The sequence below is a fragment of the Paenibacillus luteus genome, from assembly GCF_006542765.1.
In the GTDB taxonomy this organism is placed as follows: Bacteria; Bacillota; Bacilli; order Paenibacillales; family Paenibacillaceae; genus Pristimantibacillus; species Pristimantibacillus luteus.
Genome location: NZ_SKCD01000006.1, coordinates 104,897 through 122,546, shown reverse-complemented (window position 1 = coordinate 122,546; position 17,650 = coordinate 104,897). Strand labels below are relative to the sequence as shown.

Here is a 17,650-nt window from a genome sequence, read left to right as displayed (position 1 = left end):
ATTATTGGATTACGATTTTTCCTTCTGAATTCTATGATAGAGACAGAACGAGTGACAGCGTTCCAAACTCTTGATTATGAAAAGGGGAACCACAATGAACAAAAAAATGATCATAGGCTTGTGCTTAGCGATGCTCATGCTTCTGCTTGCAGCCTGCGGTAGCGGCAACAACGAGCCTGCGGCTACGAAAGATACGAACAAGGGGACGGAGCCGGCGGCCACGGCAGAGGACACGAAGGAAGAGAAGGTTACGATCTCGTTTATGCATTTTAAGAGCGATGTGACCGATGGCGTTGCAAAAATCGTAGAGCAGTTCGAAGCAGAGAACCCGAACATTACCGTTGAGGTTCAGCCCGTTAAATACGATGACTATTATACGCTGATCAAAACGAAGCTAGCGGGCGGCGATATCATTGACGTATTCACGCTAAATCCCGGCGGCCAAACGAAATTGTTTGCCGATGGCGGTTACATTATGGATCTGACAGGGCAGCCTTTCCTGGAAAACTTTGACGAGGATGTGCTGAAGGGTCAGGCGACAGACGGCAAAAACTATGTCATGCCAGTTAATGGCGGGCCGATTGCCGTATTTTACAACAAGAAAATATTCAGTGATCTAGGGCTGGAGGTTCCTAGAACCTATGATGCATTGATTGAAGCAGCCAATAAAATCAAGGAAGCGGGCAAGACGCCGTTTGCGCTAGGGTGGAAGGATGGTTGGACGCTAGGAATGTGGGCTTCACGCGATCTGCCAAGCTTAACGGCGCTTGAAGAGGGACAAACGGATTTCTTCCAGAAGCTTGAAGTAGGGCAAGCCAAGTTTGCGGATAACCCGGCAGTAAAGGTAACGATTGAACGGGCCAAGAAGCTGTTTGAGCTGGGCAACAAGGATCAGCTTGGCGTGGATTACAACGGTGTCGTAGATCTGTTCTCCAAAGGCGAGGTCGGAATGATGTATACCGGCACATGGCCGCTGCTGGATTTTGAGAAGAAAAACCCGGATTTCTACAACAACGATCTCGGCTACTTTCCTTACCCGTTCAGCAATGACGAAGCTTTGAACAAGCTGGAATTTAATCCGGATGCTTCGCTTGCCGTAGCAAGCAATACGCCGCATAAGGAAGCTGCGCTTAAATTCATGGAATTTATGTCCAGCAAGCAAGGCGGAGACGCTTGGGTTAACAACATTAAATCATTAAGCTATGTGAAAGGTTCCACAACAAGCATTGCTCCTGCCATGGATGAGCTGAAGCCTTATTTCGATCAAGGCCTGACGTATGACTCGCAAATTTATTTCGCGAACACGACGCTGGACTGGTCCACGCAATTCTGCCAATTGCTTCAGCAATATTTCTTCAATAAGACAACTCCGGACAAAATCATCGCGGATATGGATGATTGGATTTCCAAAAACCACAAATAATAGGCGGAAATAGGTTTGGAGAACGGCTGCGGGTGGGCGGGGCAAATGTTCCGCTCAGCCGCATTTTCGGAGGAGGAGCAGGAATGGGCTTGTTGAGACGAACGGTTAAAAATGAATTTTGGTATGTTTTGTTTTTAGTGCCCGGCTTCAGTTTATTTGCACTCGCTTTATTAATCCCGCTTGGGATGGGAATACGGTATTCCTTTACGGACTGGGACGGAATCGCCCAGACGCTCCATTATATCGGATGGGGCAATTACAAAAATGCTCTGACGGACAATGACTTATGGAAAGCGCTGCTAAACACATTCAAGTATGCGATCATTTTGACCATTGCGGTGAATTGCCTGTCCTTGTTATTCGCGCTGCTGCTTGATTCGTATTTAAAGTTTCGCAACGTATTTCGTACGGTGTTTTTTCTGCCGAGTGTCATCTCCATCGTTCTATCGGGCTTTATTTGGAGCTACAACTACAGCACGGGATTGCCCAAGCTGTTTCATTTTTTTGGTTTCGAAAACGTCACCAGCCCGCTTGGCAACCCTGACCATGCCTTATTTGGAATTATCATCATTGCCGTCTGGCAGGGCATCGGGGCACCGATGATCATTTATATCGCAGGTTTGCAGGGCATTCCCCAGGAACTGATTGAAAGCGCGAAAATCGACGGTGCGGGCACGGGAAGAACGCTTTGGAATATCGTGCTGCCCCTGCTTGCGCCTTCTTTTACGATAAATATGGTATTGACGCTAACGGGCTCTTTAAAGGTATTCGATCTCGTATTCGTTACGACGCACGGCGGGCCGGCTTTCGCCACCGAGGTCATGTCCACCTACATTTACAGAAGCTCCTTTGCCTCGTATAAAGGCGGATACGGGATGGCGCTATCGATGATTTTCTTTGTTGTGCTTGTTATCGTTACGATCATCCAGCTCTCGATCTTTCGCAGAAGGGAGGTTGAAATCTAATGAAAGTCAAGCATACGGCTGTGTTTAGCATTGTCTTGGTATTAGCGCTTGTCTTCTTGTTTCCTTTCTATATTGCGGTGCTTATGGCTTTCAAATCGGCGAAGGAAACGTATGATTCATTTTATGCGCTCCCTTCGGCGCTGGATTTCTCCAACTTTCTGCATGCCTGGGACACTTCCCGATACCCGACGGCATTCCTGAACAGCTTGATCATTACAGTAGCGGCCATCCTGCTGATCGTTATCATTTCAGCCATGGCAGGTTATTCGATCGCAAGACGGAACAAAAAGTTTTACCAAATGTTTTTTGTATTGTTTCTTGCCGGCATGATGGTGCCCTTCCAAATTACGATGCTTCCGATCTATAAGCTGGGCAAGACGCTTCATATGATTGATACGCATTGGGGAATTATTCTGATTTACGGCGGCGCGGGCATTCAGATGGGCGTGCTGTTCTATACCGGCTTTATCCGGGCGATTTCACAAGAAATTGAAGAGGCTGCCCGAATTGACGGCTGTACGACACCGGGCATCTTTTTCCGAATCATTATTCCTTTACTTAAGCCGGTAACGGCTACGGTACTTGTATTAAATGCGCTATATATTTGGAATGATTTTCTGCTTCCTCTGCTCTTCCTTCAGGATGTCTCTTACCGGACGATACCGCTGCAGCAATATTTTTTCTTTGGCCAATACAGCAGCGACCTGAACCTTGCTTTTGCTTACGCAGTGATGGGGATGGTCCCGATTATCATCTTTTTCCTATTTATGCAAAAATATATTATCAAGGGCATCGCGGCGGGTGCGGTCAAGGGCTGACAAACAGGTGTTTGTCGCGCCATTTCGTAAGTTTTAATAAAAGATTAGCAGCGTAGAGGAGTGTTACATTTGGCTATTACTTATTTGGAGAAAAGCTCGCTTTTTGAGCTTCGTACCGATCGGTCCTCGTATTTGTTCGGCATTAACGACAAGGGGGGCGTTCAACATGTTTATTGGGGAGAGCCGGTAGAATCCGAAGAAGCAGCGGAGCTGTTAAAAGGCTGGCAGCACAGCTCCTTCGATGCAAATGTAGAACGCGACATGGAAGAATACGGAGGATGGGGAGGCAGTCATTATTCCGAGCCATGCCTGAAGGCAACGTTCCATGACGGCGTCCGCGATCTGAAGCTTAACTATAAAAGCTACGAAATCGTAGGAGAAAACCAGCTTATTGTCCGATTGGCGGATCAAAGCTATCCTTTCCGGGTGGAACTGAGCTATACGGTTATTTCCCGGCAGGATCTGATTGAACGTTCTGTCCGCTTCTATAATGATGACAAGCTTCCCGTCGTCATTGAGCAGGGAATGGCGGCAGCGTGGTCGATCCCAGCGCTTCGCGATTACCGGCTGAAGCATGTGGCAGGCCGCTGGGCAGGTGAGTTCCAGCTTCGATCGGAGCTGCTTACGGAAGGCAAAAAAGTGCTGGAATCAAGAAGAGGCTTCACGGGCGCAAATGCGAACCCCTGGTTCGCCATCGATAACGGCAGGGCTGATGAAAAATCAGGAAACGTGTGGTTCGGCGCGCTGGGCTGGAGCGGAAACTGGAAAATCGTCGCAGAAAAATCAGTATTTGGCCGTCTGCGCGTGGTAGGCGGAATCAATGATTTTGACGGTTCCTTTACGCTGGCTCCGGGTGAGAGCTACAGCTCTCCTCTATTTACGGGAGGTTTCTCTTCGGGGGGCTTTGGAGAAATGAGCCGGAAGCTGCACAGCTATCAGAGCGAGCATATTTTGCCAGGCTCCCGCATTCGGAAGGTGCTGTACAATTCATGGGAGGCTACTGAGTTTGCCGTAACAGCGGCTGGCCAGAAGGAGCTGGCGCAGCGGGCGGCAGCCATCGGCGTGGAGCGCTTCGTCGTTGATGATGGCTGGTTCGGCAGCCGGCACAGCGACCGGGCAGGCCTTGGCGATTGGCAAGTCAATGCCGAGAAGTTTCCGCTTGGCCTGCAGGAGCTGATTGATGAGGTGAAGGGACTCGGCATGGAGTTTGGATTATGGGTAGAGCCGGAGTCGGTTAACCCAGACAGCGACTTGTACCGCAGCCATCCAGACTGGGTGTACCAGTTCCCGACCCGCGAAGGCACGTTATTGCGCAATCAGCTGTTGCTTAACTTGGGCAAGCCAGAGGTGAAGGCATTTGTGCTCGGTTTCATGACGGAGCTGCTCAGCACCTATGATATTTCCTTTATTAAATGGGATATGAACCGAACGGTGACCGAGCCTGGGAATACACCGCTTGATGGTGTAGCAGGAGAATCCGTATGGTTGAAGCATGTGGATCATCTCTATGATATATGGGCGGAGCTGCGAAGCCAATTCCCTCATGTTGAGTTTGAGACATGTGCGGGCGGCGGGGCGAGAATTGATCTCGGTATTTTACGTTTTGCGGACCAAGCATGGATTAGCGATAATACGGATGCGCGAGACCGCTTAACTATTCAGGAGGGCTTCTCATACGTGTACAGTCCTTCGGTGATGATGTGCTGGGTTACCGAATCGCCTCATAGCATGAATGGCAGACGCCTTCCGTTATCGTTCCGCTTTCACAGCGCCATGATGGGCGGCCTCGGGATTGGTGCCAATATTAGCCGCTGGTCCGCCGAAGAAGACGAGGAAGCGAAGCGGCATATTGCAACGTATAAGCAGATTCGCCATATCGTGACCGAGGGCAGCTTGTTCCGTTTGGCTTCGTTCGAGGAAGGCAATACCGCTGCTTACCAGTATATGAGCTGTGACGGGGATGAAGCGGTTGTCTTTGCTTTCCAGCAGGCACAGTATTTTGGTTATCAGGAGAGCCGGCTTAAGCTGCAAGGATTGGATGCTTCTTCCTCGTATGAAGTGTACGGGGAAGAAGGGCAGCCTGTCGTCAGACATGGCTCTACGCTCATGAATATTGGAATTCCTTATGCGCTGTCTGGCGACTATGCTAGCCGCCTCGTTCGGATTATGCGTATACGTTAGGAGGAGCAGCATGGAGATCAACAGCGGAGCGGAAATTCGGGAAGCCCTATATAAAGGCTTTCCTTCTGTAGTCATCGAGAGTGACAGCGTGCGCCTGGAAATTGTACCTGAGCTTGGTGCGAAGATTGTCTCCCTTATGTACAAGCCTACGGGCAAGGAGTGGCTGCTTGATTCCGGAACCCGCAAGCTGGAATCGGTTGCTCAGGCATCAAGCTTTACGGATGCGGATATGAGCGGCTGGGATGAATGTTTCCCTACCATTGATCCGTGCGTCATTGGTCAGGGGATTAAGCTGCCTGATCATGGCGAGGTATGGTCGCTGCCTTGGGCATCAGAGCTCGAGGGAAATACGATTGCCTGCTCCGTCAAGGGAGTGGCTTTACCCTACCGCTTCACTCGCAAAATCATGCTTTTGCCAAGTGGCACTATCCGCTTGGCTTATGAGACGGTGAATGAGGGGAAGGAAGCTTTCCCGTTTCTTTGGGCAGCACATCCGCAGTTCGCCATAACCGAACCGACGGAAATCTTGGTGCCGCAGGCCATGCATAAGCTCTTATGCGTTTATGGCGGCAAGCAGCTGACGCTTGGGGAGGAATACGATCTAGCCGAGCATAAGGTGATGCAGCCGGACGTCACTGGGGACGGGATCAAGTTTTATTATCCTGGTGTGATACCGGAAGGCTGGTCGGGCTTGTTCGGCCAAGCAAGCGGCAATTATTTGATGATAAGTTATCCGGTTGCGCAGGTTCCTTATTTTGGCCTATGGCTTGATAAGGGTGTCTGCAATGACCGGGCGGTTTGCGCTTTGGAGCCGGGAATCGGCTACTACGATTCCTTGGCTCGCGCAGCAGGCAATGGAACAGCCAAGCTGCTGGAGCCTGCGGAACGCTACGCTTGGCATATCGATCTCATGCTTGGTCAGGGCAGCTTAGAAGACGTGATGAGTTAGGCTTTTACACAACAAGAGTTTTAGAACATGATCCTCCGTTTGCTATTCCTGATCTAGGAAGTGCAGACGGGGGTTTTGCTTTATTCATAATATGAAATGAAATGAATGATGAACAAAATCGTTGGTGAAGATGTCTGGAATCTAAGCTGTTTTAGGTGAAGGGTTCCCTCAAAGCATCCTCGTATCGTCTTTGTTTATGATTTATCCCTAGCGAGGTGGAGTATGCCGTTAACGAAACGAATGGAGCGCTTAGCATTATGAAAAAATCTGCGAATGAGTAAGCTCTTAGAACCGCCTATTAAAAAAGCCTTGCCTATCCCGTATTCCTCCAATTATAATAAAGTAAATATTTGGTATGTGTAACTGGCGAAAACGTAGATCACTACGGGGGAGCACATATTTCATAGCAGCCGTTCGCCTGGGCAAAGTATTTGATCTAACGATCAGATGCTTTTTTTTGATTTAAGGGGGAAAAAGGCAATGGGAAAACCGAGGAATGTGGCCGTTTTCATTTATGAGCAAGTAGATGCGCTGGATGTTACGGGCCCATACGATGTGTTTGCCGTGTCCAGTAATTGGGGCAAGGACTTCTATGTCTACACCGTAGGCGAACGGGAATCGCCGGTGCATACGGTCAGCGGTCTTGCCATATGTCCAAAATACAGTTTTGACAATTGTCCTGGACCGGATATTCTAGTCGTTCCCGGAGGGTTGGGCGCGCGAAAAGAGATGAATAATGAGGCGATTACCGCTTGGGTTCAAAAGATGACTGCTTCCGCCGAGCATGTTTTATCGGTGTGTACGGGCGCGCTTCTTCTGGCGAAGGCAGATGTTCTAGACGGATTACAAATAACAACCAATCGCAGGGCAATTGATTTATTGAGAGAAGTGGCACCCACAAGCGCGAAGATGGTTAAGGATGTCCGTTATGTCGACAATGGGCAAATCATTTTATCTGCGGGAGTAACAGCCGGAATGGATGCCGCGCTTCATATCGTCCGCAGGCTGCTTGGATCAGAGAGAGCACATAATTCAGCTTCAATGCTCGAGTATCATTGGCGAGAGTCGGACTTTTCAGGGCTAGTCTCTAAAGATAGCTTACAAAAGGATGAGAAGCTGCTCATACGAAAAGCCGGATTAGCAGATCTGGAGGCAATGCAGCAGTTATATAGGGAAGCGGCTCGCTGGATTCACTCGTCCACAGGCTTCTTTCAGTGGCCTGAAGCGGCGTTTACAAAAGAGTACCTAACCTCGTTTGTTGAAGAACAAGAGGTATTTGCTGCATTTTTGAAGGAAGAGCTTGTAGGCTGCTTCTCGATCCAATGGCAGTATGAAGAGATATGGGGAGACCAGTTTCATGATAATGCCGGTTATGTTCATCGGCTGGCCGTATCTCGGAAATATAAAGGACAAGGGTTCGGCAGCCGCATTTTGGCTTGGGCAGAGCACTATATCCGCTATAGAGGCAAGGCTTGGCTTAGATTAGATTGCATGGCAGACAACCCGGCACTCAATCGCTATTATCTTAGTCAGGGTATGACATTTCGGGGGCGGTTCGACAGTCAAGGCTGGAGCGCGAATTTGTATGAGCGGAAAATCAAACGTGAGGAAGAAGACTTGTCCCATGAATAGGAGGATAGGGGCATAACGTTTCAGATTAGGAATAAAAACCAGAAAATGTGATGCTGATTGGGCAAAATAATACGACAACAAGAAAATGCAGCCGACGGGGCCTGCATTTTCTTTATAATAATGGACAGCTAACCTTTCAGCTTGCTCCGATACTCGGAAGGCGAGGAGCCGATAATCTTTTTGAACAGGCGCGAGAAATAATATGGATCACTAAGGCCGATAGATAGGCTGATTTCCTTAATGCTTCTATCCGTGAGATCGAGCAGTTGGCATGCTCTTTGCATTTTCAAGCGCAAGTAATAATCAATCGGTGCACAGCCAGTCGATTGCTTGAATAAGTGATTGAGATGCTGCTTGGAGATGTTGGTGAAAGCAACCAGACTCTCGAGCGTAATGTTGCTCTCAAGCCTCTCCTGCATATAGATGATGGCTTGTTCAATGTAGGCGAGCGTTTTTTCCTCCTGCTTCCTTCTCGGGATAAGCCCAATGAAGCTCAGCATGTAGCGCATCGTATGCGAGATATGAATTTGGTGCGCAACCGAATAGGCTTTCACAGATAGCAGGTCAAAGCATTGGTGAAACAACTCCAATATTTTATCCGCGTCGGATAGGACTAGCTGAAGCGGACCGTTATTAGAGCCGAAGCTTTCCATAAGCACATCTACCTGCGTACCCTTCAAATGAAACCAATAGATGCTCCAAGGATTGCTCTCGTCAGCACCATACGCGTGAGGCGTATCGGCTGGTATGAATGCAATGGATTGTTCCATCACAATAAATCGTTCGCCGTTCCTCATTTCAATCCAGCCTTGTCCGCTCGCACAATAAAAAAATATATAGGAATCGCAGCCGTCAGGCCGTTCGCGAAAATGATGCTTGGCTCTTGGGAAATAGCCAATGTCTGTAATATACAGCTGCTTTATAATGGGGTGTTCAATCATTTCACTCAATTGGTAAGGGGGAAGCACAATAATTTTTTGAGCATTAAAGCCATCAGCTTTTTTTAACATTTGTCGCTGCCTCCTTGACTGTACCGTTCTATTTTACAATTACAGGCTTCCTTAGTACAAGCTGCAAATAGACATTGACAGCGCTTCAAATCATTGTTAACATATGCCCATAAACGCGCGTTTACAAGCAAAGGAGGACATCGGTTGAGCAAGGAAATAAATAGTACGGAGATCGCCAGGCTGGCAGGCGTTTCCCGCAGCACGGTCAGCCGTGTCATTAACAACTATGCGAACGTTCCTGAGCAGACGAAGCAGAAAGTGATGAAGGTGATTCAGCAGTATAACTATTATCCCAATTTGTCCGCTCAGGTGCTGGCAGGGAAACGTACGCGAACGATCGGCTTGTTCATGATTGACTCTGGCCGCGTGTCAGGCGATAGCATTTCAAGTCTGTTGCTCGCCCGTATTATTGAAAGCGCTTCTTCACAGGGCTATTATGTGCTTACTCATATCGTTCGGGATATGAAGGATTCGGATGAAGCGAGGACGATCAAGGAAAGCTTCTACCAGCGCAGAATCGATGGTGGTATATTCATTGGCGCTGCCAATCACGAGCCTTTAATTGAAGAGCTGATTGCGGAAGGTTTTCAGGTTGGCATTGTAGATCAGTATCTGCCAGGCAGAACGGAGCCAAACCGTCTCGTATACAACTTTGACAATGAGACAGGCGTTGGGCAGGCCATCGATTATTTGGTTAGCCTGAGGCACAAGCGAATCGGCATGATTAATGGGGATATGAACCGCTATTCTGGTCCGTCGAAGCTAAAGAGCTTCCAGGCAGCGATGCTGCGGCATCAGCTTCCGATCATGCAGCAGTGGATGCTGCCAGGTGATTTTAACGAGGAGAGTGGCTACAAAGCTATAAAAGCTTTTCTGCAGACAAAGCCCTCGGAGCTTCCGACTGCGATATTCGCTGTGAATGACAGCGTGGCTTTCGGTGCGGTCCGCGCTCTCAAGGAGATGGGAATAAGCGTACCTGGGCAAATGTCCGTCATCGGTTTTGATGACCATTTTAGAAGCTCGTATTTTAGCCCAGCCTTAACGACCATTCACGTGGATTTTGCGGATATGATGGATCGGTTGACGAAGTCTCTTATCACAAGCATTGAGAAAGGCGCGGCAGCTTTTCAAATATTCTCAGCAGAAACCAAGCTGGTGGTACGTAATTCATGTCAAAGCCTGCTTGTGACGCAGCCGTAGATCATTTTATGCAGGCAAGCAGCAAGTTCGAATAAACACGTGTTCAGGAAGGTTGGGCATATTTTGAGAGGGGGGATGTGGGTGTAGAGAAGGTCTATTAACTTTATGATCGTTTAGACGAGTAATGATGACAACTAAAACCGATAGGGAGATGATAGGCATGGGGGAAAATGTTCTAGGATCACGGACAATTACGCAAATTGGGCTATTGGTTAACGATATTGAAGAGGTTTCGCAGGCGTATGCTGATTTTTTCGGCGTGGAGAAGCCGGCATGGTTTTGGACAGACACGGTTGATAAGGCTCAAACCGAATACAAAGGAGAATCGTCAGTGGCTCGCGCTAAGCTAGCGTTCTTCGATATGGGCTCGCTGCAGTTGGAGCTGATTGAACCAGATGAGCATCCGAGCACCTGGCGGGAGCATCTCGATAAGCATGGGGAAGGGCCTCACCATATTGCTTTTGTTGTGGATGGCATGAAGGAGAAGACGGCTTCTATGGAAAAGCTGGGCATGCCGTTAATTCAAAAAGGGGAATACACCGGAGGGCGTTATGCCTATATGGATACGTTCAAACAGTTAAAAGTGATGCTGGAGCTGCTTGAGAACGATAAGCAATAGCTCACGCCATTGGACACAGCAAGCTAAACTTAGAGAATGACTGGAGGATACATATCATGAATATTTTGATAACGGGCGCAAACCGAGGATTAGGCTTGGCTCTTGCAACCGAAGCATGTAAGCGTGGCCATCATGTGATAGCGGGCGTTCGCAGCCCCGGCTCGGATGCCGAAGGCTTGCAGAAGCTGCTTGCGGCCTTTCCAGAGCAAGTCACGATACTGCCGCTGGATGTAGCGGATGAGAATTCGGTACGCTACGCCAGTGAGCAAGCGGGAAGCCGCTTAAGCAGCCTTGATGCTGTCATTAACAGCGCGGCTATTCTGCTTGGGAGGGACCAAAAGTTGGAGCAGCTTGATATGGAGCAGGTCGAGCAATCATTCCAAATTAATTTATATGGTCCAATCGTCGTACTCAAGCACTTCTTGCCGCTGCTGCGCCAAGGATCGCAGCAAGTTATTATTAACATCAGCTCTGAAGCGGGCAGCTTTGCTGGGGCCTATGGTGGAGACTATTCCTATGCGCTCTCCAAGTCAGCCCTGAATATGTTCTCGGCTCAGCTAAAGCGTGAGCTTGCTCCCGCAGGCATAATCGTACATGCGCTCCATCCAGGCTGGATCAAGACCGACATGGGCGGTGATCAAGCCCCAGGCGACGCAGCGTCCTCAGCTGTGGGCATATTAAACCTTGTTGAGCGGAAGACGACGGCGGATGAGCTGTTTATTGACCATAGCGGCTCTGCTATGCGGTTATAAGGATTATAAGGAATTCGAACAGAGAGGAGCGAATTGGAATGAAAATAATTGCTGCTTTGGTTGGCGATTACTATCATAAAGAGGAACTGGCTCGTGCTTCATTGCAGGGGGCCCTAGCGGAACCGATCGCCTCGGGAGCATTGCAGCTTCTGTTAGTATCCGATACGGAACATCTGATTTCCGTGCTTGACGATAAGCCCGATGCAGTTATTCTGTTTGCAGAAAACCGGGTGGCTCCTGAAGCGCAGCCGGATCTTCACTGGATGACGCCTGACATCGAGGCTCGAATTGTGCAATATGTGGATGAGGGGGGAGGCTGGTTAGCCTGGCATTCCGGGCTCGCTTCATATCCCGCAGATGGAAGCTATACGGGAATGCTTCGGGGTTACTTCTTGTCACATCCTGAGCAGCATAAACGGGTCACGTATTTGGCCGCAAATGGGCAGTTGGATAAAGCGTTTGAATTTGTAGACGAGCATTATTTTGTTCATTGTGAGGAAGAGAATACAGAGGTGTTCCTTCGGTCTTCTTCGGTTGACGGATCATCGATTGCGGGATGGCGGCATCCTTATGGCGCTGGGAAAATAAGCTGCCTAACACCGGCGCACAGAGAAGAGGGCTTGCTGCATCCGGATTTCTTGCGCTTGCTGAAGGCGGAGGCGGAGTGGCTGGTTGAACTTCAACAGATCGACCATGCGTAAGCCTAAGCAGAACCTGATCTGGATAGGCGCAGCTTCGGCTCTATTGTTATGCGCTGTATTTTTCATAGTCATACTAACTTCTTCCAAAGGAGGTGATTCGTTGAACAAGCAGCAAATTGGAGATATTGCCCCATCAACGATTGAGACAGCAGTTCCGGCTGCGATGGAAGAAATCGTAAAGCCCGTGGAGCCATCCGGCATACAGCCACAGATAGGTGAGATGGTAAAGGTTGATCAGATCGGATACGGAACTGAAGAATCAAAGCTTGCGATAATCGAGGGTGACCATCCGGATGGAAAACCATTCGAGCTGATTGAAAAGAACAGCGGCGCAACGGTATTTACAGGCCGTCTCTCGGCTCCGCTGGCTGATGCAGCCTCGCTCAAAACGGTAAGAAGAGCGGATTTTACCAGCTTCCAGAAGGTTGGTGAATATCGCATTTTCGTGGAGGGAGCCGGAAGTTCCTATACCTTTGCGATAGCTGCCTCCCCGTACGATAAGCCATTGGAAACGCTGCTTCGTTCTTATACGCTTCAGAGGTCAGGAGTAGCTATAGATGATCCTGTAACAGGATTGAAGCTGAAGGCAGGTCATTTGCAGGACAAAATGGCTGAGATTTTTTTCGAGGACGGCATTTCCCATAAAGGGGAAACGATAGATGTGTCAGGCGGCTGGTATGATGCGGGCGATTATGGCAAATACATACCTCCGGCAGCCGTTACGGTTGCACAGCTCTTGCTGGCGTATGATCTTAATCCGACTGCTTTCTCTGCAGGGCAGCTCATGTTTCCTGAGGGGCTTAAGGAGGCAGACGAATCGCTGCCGGATTTGTTATCCGAGGTTCGCTACGAGTTGGAATGGATGCTGCGTATGCAGCGCAAGGATGGCGCAGTTTATCACAAGGTCAGCGGCGCCGCATGGACAGGTTTCGTAACGCCGGACACGGATACTCAGACCCGCTATGTATACGGAATGTCGACGTATGGCACTGCGCAGTTTGCAGGGGCAACAGCGCTTGCTGCTCGTATTTACAAGCCCTTCGACAAAGCCTTTTCTAATCGATTGCTGGCGGCCGCTGAGAAAGCACAAAGCTATTTAAGCTTAAATGAGGCAGCTGCTTTCCGGCAAGATCCAATGCAGGATAACGGATCAGGAGGCTATGGGAAGCAGACGGACGCAGAGGAGCGAATGTGGGCACTTGCCGAGCTTCTGCGTACGACGAATGATACCAACTACCGCGATCAGCTTACGAAGGAGTTTGGTTATTTGCTGGAGCAATCACCGCAGGCGGTTAATTGGGCGAATACGCAGCTGCTTGGGCAGTGGGCTTATTATAGCGCAGACAAAGCGGAGCAGCAGTGGCAAAACAATATTCGCCAAGCGGTGACCGGGCGCGCGAAGGTGCTAGTGGCGAGAGCGGAAGCAGACGGGTATTTGAATACGCTGAACATGGATGAGTATACGTGGGCGTCGGTCAAGTCAGGCGCTGCTAATGGAACGCTCCTCCTGATAGCTAACTTGATGGAGCCGGATGAGGGCTATACGGCAATGGCACTCGAGCAGTTGCATCATGTGTTTGGCAGAAGCGCAACAGGCTTTAGTTATGTGACGGGTATCGGCAGCCGTTATCCGATGGAGCCGCATCATCGAATTAATGCCGCTACCGGCATTACGATTCCAGGGCTTGTGGTTGGAGGTCCCAACCGCTATGGCGGCGACCCCGATCTTGATGCGGTGAAAGAAAAACTTGCGCCAGCTATGGCGTATTTGGATGTAAGAGGTTCTTATTCGAGTAATGAATACGCGATAGACTACAATGCCCCGGTTGTTCTGTTGGCTTCATTTTTTGCGGGGAAGTGATTGGCCAAGAAAAAGAGAAAGGCGCTCAAGTTGAGCGCCTTTCTTGTGTTTAGGGATCATGACTTAGTTATCCAGCTTGTATTGTTTGATCGATTCATTTAAATCAACGGAAAGATTTGACAGCTGTATAATGACTGCGGATATTTCTTGCATCGAAGCGCTCTGCTGCTGCGCCGATGCAGCAACCTCTTCCGTTCCTGCCGCCTGTTCCTGTGTGATGCCAGAGATTTGCTGCATCGATTCGGTTATTTTTTCAAAGGATTCATCGACCTTACCCAATGCGCTGAACATATGATTCGTATGCTCGGTAAACTCCGAAACGCCACCATAGATGCCTTTAAAGTTTTCGTATGTTCCCTGTATCCATGAGTGCCCTTGCTCAACAGCTTTGCTTCCATCGTTAATGCTTTTCATAACGAGCAAGCTGTTTTCTTGTGTACTGGATACAAGATCCGTTACAGAGAGTGCTGCCTGAGCAGATTGTGTTGCTAATTTTTTAACTTCACCAGCGACGATGGCAAAGCCTCGTCCAACATCCCCTGCACGAGCCGCTTCGATTGAAGCATTTAGCGCGAGCAGATTCGTTTGATTGGATATTTCAGAGATAATGTTTATAATTTCACTTATTTCATTAGATCGTTCCGTTAGTGTAGTAGCGGCTGCTTGAGATTGAAGCATCGCTTCTTTAATGGCAAGCATCTGCTGAAGAGTGCGTTCTACAAGGTTCTGACCTTGTTCGGATTGATTGTGAACCTCCGTGGCGATGTTCTGAATATCTTTCATACCGCCGGATACATCTTTAATTTCAGAATCGATGTGATTGATATTATGTTGACTAAGGGACACGCTCTGAACAATTTCATTAATTCCCTCTGTCATCCGATTGGTGGAGTCAGCAACCTGCTGCGCACTGTTCGTTGACTCATTTACCGTTTGCTCTAGGTGTTTGCTTGTTACGGAAATCAGATTGGAAGAAGCACTAACCTGTTGAATCAGGCTTTTAAGGCTAGTAATCATTAAGCCAAACGATACGGCTAGTTTTCCGATTTCATCCTTGCTTTGAACGGCAATAGCCGTTTTCATATCGCCAGCAGCAATTTTATCTGCAGCTAACATTAAGTTGCGCAGCGGATTTGTAATGACCCTACCGATAACAATCGCTATGATGCTTCCCACTAAAAACACAACAATAGAAATAATGATCGTTGTTAGATTTGAGCTTGCTGCCGTTTCGGGCACCACTGAAGCATCCAAATCAATGCCAAGAATGCCATATGAAGTGCCTGACCCATCAGATAAAGGGTAGAAGATCGATTTATGTGTGCCATATTCATCTTTGTAGATTGGGCTAATGATAGGACTGTTTGACGCAATGGCTTCCCTCATCTCATCCGTAAAGGGATAGGGGGTGCCAAAATCATCAGGTACGCCAGACAAGATAAGAATGCGTTCGTTATTTTGGTCATTTGCTAAAATATAGATATTTTCCAAGCTATGAATTACTTGCAATTTCTCAAGTTCTGTTTTGATTAACGTGTAATTCGGATCGTCCGTATTTTCTAGTTTTTTCTCAGATCCCGGTATTGTAGATAAGGTATTGCTTGCAATTTGGATATCGGTAGTAAGACGTTTATCAAATTGCTCGAGCAGCTTCTCCGATAGATTTTGTTGGCTCAAATAACCGGATACAGCAAATGCAACGCAGGTGATGACTTGCAATAGAAGAATACTAATTGCTATTTTCACAGCAAGATGTTCTTTGTACCAGTTAAAACTAAGTATAGATTTCCTCATGAGTGTTCTCCCTTGTAGTCAATCGATTATGTTCCGCGTATGCTTCATCAATTTTAAGCTTTAAATAGTCTACGATTTTATCAACATCACTCACTTGGGTATGCGGGGAAATCACAAATAGCTTGCTTGCATACAGCGCTATTCTCTGATTATCCAAAGTAGGCACGATCAGATGCTTTTTCGTATCGCCAAAGAACATTTCTCCGCGATCCCTTCCCAAAATTTCGAATAATAGCTCGTTTAATTGATTGACCTTATCAATTTCTTCGTAGCTTTTTGATCCGGCATACTCTGCCTCGTATCCATTTAATCGATCATGATAAAGGCGGAAGAGGGTAATTATTCCCGGGTTTAGCGGATTCACAATAATGGCTTCCGGTACTACTTTTAGTAATCTTTTTCGAAAGGCAACGTTAACGTCTACAAATTGTGCGAGCAGTTTTTGGTAACCTTCGATTCCAAAAGCTAATAAGGCACTATAAATGCTAATGGAGCTTCCCATTCTTGAGCATTCCAAGGTGTAGCTCGTATGATATTGCCCGTAACCTCGGTGACCTACGTAAGGAGTCTCATCTGGGTCTAAATCCAGAAGTTTTAAATCTGTTGCGTTCTTGACTAAAAACAGGCTTGTTGAATACGGAGTTTGCCCAAGCTTTTGAAAATCAAAGCAAAGGGAGTCAGCTTTGTATAGATACTTCATTTTTTGTTGGATTATTTTTAAAGCATAAAGCGTATCTTTCTCGATGCCTAATGAATTTTTTTCAAAGTCGTATTTATTGAAAAAGGCGAAAAATCCACCCAAAGCAGAGTCTGCATGGATGTGAGGCCTCTGAATACCGTGTTTTTGCGAGAGAAGCTCTGTCATATTAAATATTTCATCAATACTGTCAATGCCCATAGCGTCTGTTGTTCCTGTAGTAGCAACAACATAAATAGGGGTGCCCCCATTTAAAATGACATTTTCCATTTTCTCTTTCAAATCGGCGACATCTAATGAGCTATCCTCCAAGGTTCTGATCTTAATTAAGTTGTTGCTGCCAATGCCGGTGGCTTCCATTGATTTATATAGCGAATAGTGAGCACTTTCCGAGCAAAAGGCATATAAATTCCGGGGAACCCCGTTTGTGGCCGCGGATGAGCTAGCTTTGTTGATAGCTAGACGCAAACCGGTGAATATGGCTCCTTGCCCACCCCACGTGGTGTAGCCTCCGCTAACAGAGGGATCGTAGTCTACAAGCTCGGACATCATGGCAACGACCTTTACTTCGGCTTCGGCGCCGGCAGGACCATACACATCCCATAAATTATTGCCGTTAACCATAAAAGCAGCAATCATCCCAAGTACGCCGGGAATGCTAGCCATCGGAAGAATGTTCGTAAGAAAATATTTTGTATGATAGGGATGGGCATGAAGTAAGTTTAATAATTCTTTATTAACCTCTTCTAAAGGGCTTCCATTTACAGGTATATGACTAGAGTCTGCTAGTTCTTTATAAAAGAGTGGTCCTCTATCTTTTTGTCCTTTAAGGAACGCCGATTCAGGATCTTTTAATTCATCGACACCACTAACGATCTGGCCAATTAGTTCTAAAATTCTAGTACGCTGCTCTACGTTGCCGTCATCACTTGGGAATAAGCTGCGAATATTAGTTTCATTATTCATACTCATACTACCTCTCTCCATCATCCATATTTTCTCTCTGCATTAAAAAAGGTATACCTATAAATCCTCATAGGTATACCAT

The 17,650-nt window shown here is 47.7% G+C and carries 14 protein-coding genes and 1 riboswitch; of the genes, 11 read left to right on the top strand and 3 right to left on the bottom strand.

The genetic code is table 11. The features are described 5' to 3' along the window. Positions 1-94 precede the first annotated feature (94 nt). The 6 genes from E0496_RS04715 (at position 95) to E0496_RS04690 (ending at position 7,968) form a co-directional block, all read left to right on the top strand. Positions 95-1,423: an ABC transporter substrate-binding protein gene (locus tag E0496_RS04715; RefSeq protein ID WP_141500503.1), complete on the top strand. Its 1,329-nt coding sequence runs from the start codon at positions 95-97 to the stop codon at positions 1,421-1,423. An 83-nt stretch (positions 1,424-1,506) separates the two neighbouring features. Further along, positions 1,507-2,388 carry a carbohydrate ABC transporter permease gene (locus E0496_RS04710; protein WP_139993795.1) on the top strand — a complete coding sequence of 294 codons (882 nt, stop codon included), beginning with the start codon at positions 1,507-1,509 and terminating at the stop codon, positions 2,386-2,388. Next, entirely contained in the window at positions 2,388-3,206 is an 819-nt protein-coding gene (locus tag E0496_RS04705; RefSeq protein WP_141500502.1) for a carbohydrate ABC transporter permease, read from the top strand. The genes E0496_RS04710 and E0496_RS04705 overlap by 1 nt, the downstream gene beginning before the upstream one ends. 60 nt (positions 3,207-3,266) lie before the next feature. Continuing rightward, positions 3,267-5,387 carry an alpha-galactosidase gene (locus E0496_RS04700; protein WP_338325819.1) on the top strand — a complete coding sequence of 707 codons (2,121 nt, stop codon included), beginning with the start codon at positions 3,267-3,269 and terminating at the stop codon, positions 5,385-5,387. Positions 5,388-5,397: 10 nt separating this feature from the next. After that, positions 5,398-6,336, top strand: a complete 939-nt coding sequence (locus tag E0496_RS04695; protein ID WP_141500500.1) for an aldose epimerase family protein — start codon at positions 5,398-5,400, stop codon at positions 6,334-6,336. 349 nt (positions 6,337-6,685) lie between these two features. Then, positions 6,686-6,767, top strand: a riboswitch (ZMP/ZTP riboswitch). 49 nt (positions 6,768-6,816) lie between these two features. Then, on the top strand, positions 6,817-7,968 hold the full coding sequence (locus E0496_RS04690) for a GNAT family N-acetyltransferase (protein ID WP_141500499.1): 1,152 nt from the start codon (positions 6,817-6,819) through the stop codon (positions 7,966-7,968). Positions 7,969-8,096: 128 nt separating this feature from the next. Here the strand turns inward: E0496_RS04690 and E0496_RS04685 are convergent, their stop codons facing one another. Beyond that, entirely contained in the window at positions 8,097-8,978 is an 882-nt protein-coding gene (locus E0496_RS04685) for an AraC family transcriptional regulator (RefSeq protein ID WP_141500498.1), read from the bottom strand. Between the two features lie 144 nt (positions 8,979-9,122). Between E0496_RS04685 and E0496_RS04680 the strand changes: the two genes are divergently transcribed. The 5 genes from E0496_RS04680 to E0496_RS04660 all read left to right on the top strand — a co-directional run bounded on the left by E0496_RS04680 (position 9,123) and on the right by E0496_RS04660 (position 14,111). Further along, on the top strand, positions 9,123-10,178 hold the full coding sequence (locus tag E0496_RS04680) for a LacI family DNA-binding transcriptional regulator (protein ID WP_141500497.1): 1,056 nt from the start codon (positions 9,123-9,125) through the stop codon (positions 10,176-10,178). 160 nt (positions 10,179-10,338) lie between these two features. Then, positions 10,339-10,797, top strand: coding sequence for a VOC family protein (locus E0496_RS04675; RefSeq protein ID WP_141500496.1), 459 nt, complete (start codon positions 10,339-10,341; stop codon positions 10,795-10,797). 56 nt (positions 10,798-10,853) lie between these two features. Beyond that, complete coding sequence (locus E0496_RS04670) at positions 10,854-11,549, top strand: SDR family oxidoreductase (RefSeq protein ID WP_141500495.1); 696 nt, start codon at positions 10,854-10,856, stop codon at positions 11,547-11,549. 38 nt (positions 11,550-11,587) lie between these two features. Continuing rightward, positions 11,588-12,250, top strand: coding sequence for a ThuA domain-containing protein (locus E0496_RS04665; RefSeq protein ID WP_141500494.1), 663 nt, complete (start codon positions 11,588-11,590; stop codon positions 12,248-12,250). A 100-nt stretch (positions 12,251-12,350) separates the two neighbouring features. Next, positions 12,351-14,111, top strand: a complete 1,761-nt coding sequence (locus tag E0496_RS04660) for a glycoside hydrolase family 9 protein (protein ID WP_161601312.1) — start codon at positions 12,351-12,353, stop codon at positions 14,109-14,111. Between the two features lie 63 nt (positions 14,112-14,174). Here the strand turns inward: E0496_RS04660 and E0496_RS04655 are convergent, their stop codons facing one another. Together E0496_RS04655 and E0496_RS04650 are read right to left on the bottom strand one after the other, a co-directional pair. Next, complete coding sequence (locus tag E0496_RS04655; RefSeq protein ID WP_141500492.1) at positions 14,175-15,905, bottom strand: methyl-accepting chemotaxis protein; 1,731 nt, start codon at positions 15,903-15,905, stop codon at positions 14,175-14,177. Next, the gene (locus E0496_RS04650; protein WP_141500491.1) at positions 15,886-17,574 is read right to left on the bottom strand and encodes a pyridoxal phosphate-dependent decarboxylase family protein; all 1,689 of its coding nucleotides are present in this window, start codon (positions 17,572-17,574) and stop codon (positions 15,886-15,888) included. Before E0496_RS04650 ends, E0496_RS04655 begins: the two co-directional genes overlap by 20 nt. Positions 17,575-17,650 lie beyond the last annotated feature (76 nt).

What these genes read in the sequence shown, in the direction of transcription:
- E0496_RS04710 (WP_139993795.1), top strand. Translation starts at nt 1,507, where the DNA reads ATGGGCTTGTTGAGACGAACGGTTAAAAATGAATTTTGGTATGTTTTG.
- E0496_RS04650 (WP_141500491.1), bottom strand. Translation starts at nt 17,574, where the DNA reads ATGAGTATGAATAATGAAACTAATATTCGCAGCTTATTCCCAAGTGAT.
- E0496_RS04670 (WP_141500495.1), top strand. Translation starts at nt 10,854, where the DNA reads ATGAATATTTTGATAACGGGCGCAAACCGAGGATTAGGCTTGGCTCTT.
- E0496_RS04655 (WP_141500492.1), bottom strand. Translation starts at nt 15,905, where the DNA reads ATGAGGAAATCTATACTTAGTTTTAACTGGTACAAAGAACATCTTGCT.
- E0496_RS04690 (WP_141500499.1), top strand. Translation starts at nt 6,817, where the DNA reads ATGGGAAAACCGAGGAATGTGGCCGTTTTCATTTATGAGCAAGTAGAT.
- E0496_RS04715 (WP_141500503.1), top strand. Translation starts at nt 95, where the DNA reads ATGAACAAAAAAATGATCATAGGCTTGTGCTTAGCGATGCTCATGCTT.
- E0496_RS04695 (WP_141500500.1), top strand. Translation starts at nt 5,398, where the DNA reads ATGGAGATCAACAGCGGAGCGGAAATTCGGGAAGCCCTATATAAAGGC.
- E0496_RS04705 (WP_141500502.1), top strand. Translation starts at nt 2,388, where the DNA reads ATGAAAGTCAAGCATACGGCTGTGTTTAGCATTGTCTTGGTATTAGCG.
- E0496_RS04675 (WP_141500496.1), top strand. Translation starts at nt 10,339, where the DNA reads ATGGGGGAAAATGTTCTAGGATCACGGACAATTACGCAAATTGGGCTA.
- E0496_RS04685 (WP_141500498.1), bottom strand. Translation starts at nt 8,978, where the DNA reads ATGTTAAAAAAAGCTGATGGCTTTAATGCTCAAAAAATTATTGTGCTT.
- E0496_RS04665 (WP_141500494.1), top strand. Translation starts at nt 11,588, where the DNA reads ATGAAAATAATTGCTGCTTTGGTTGGCGATTACTATCATAAAGAGGAA.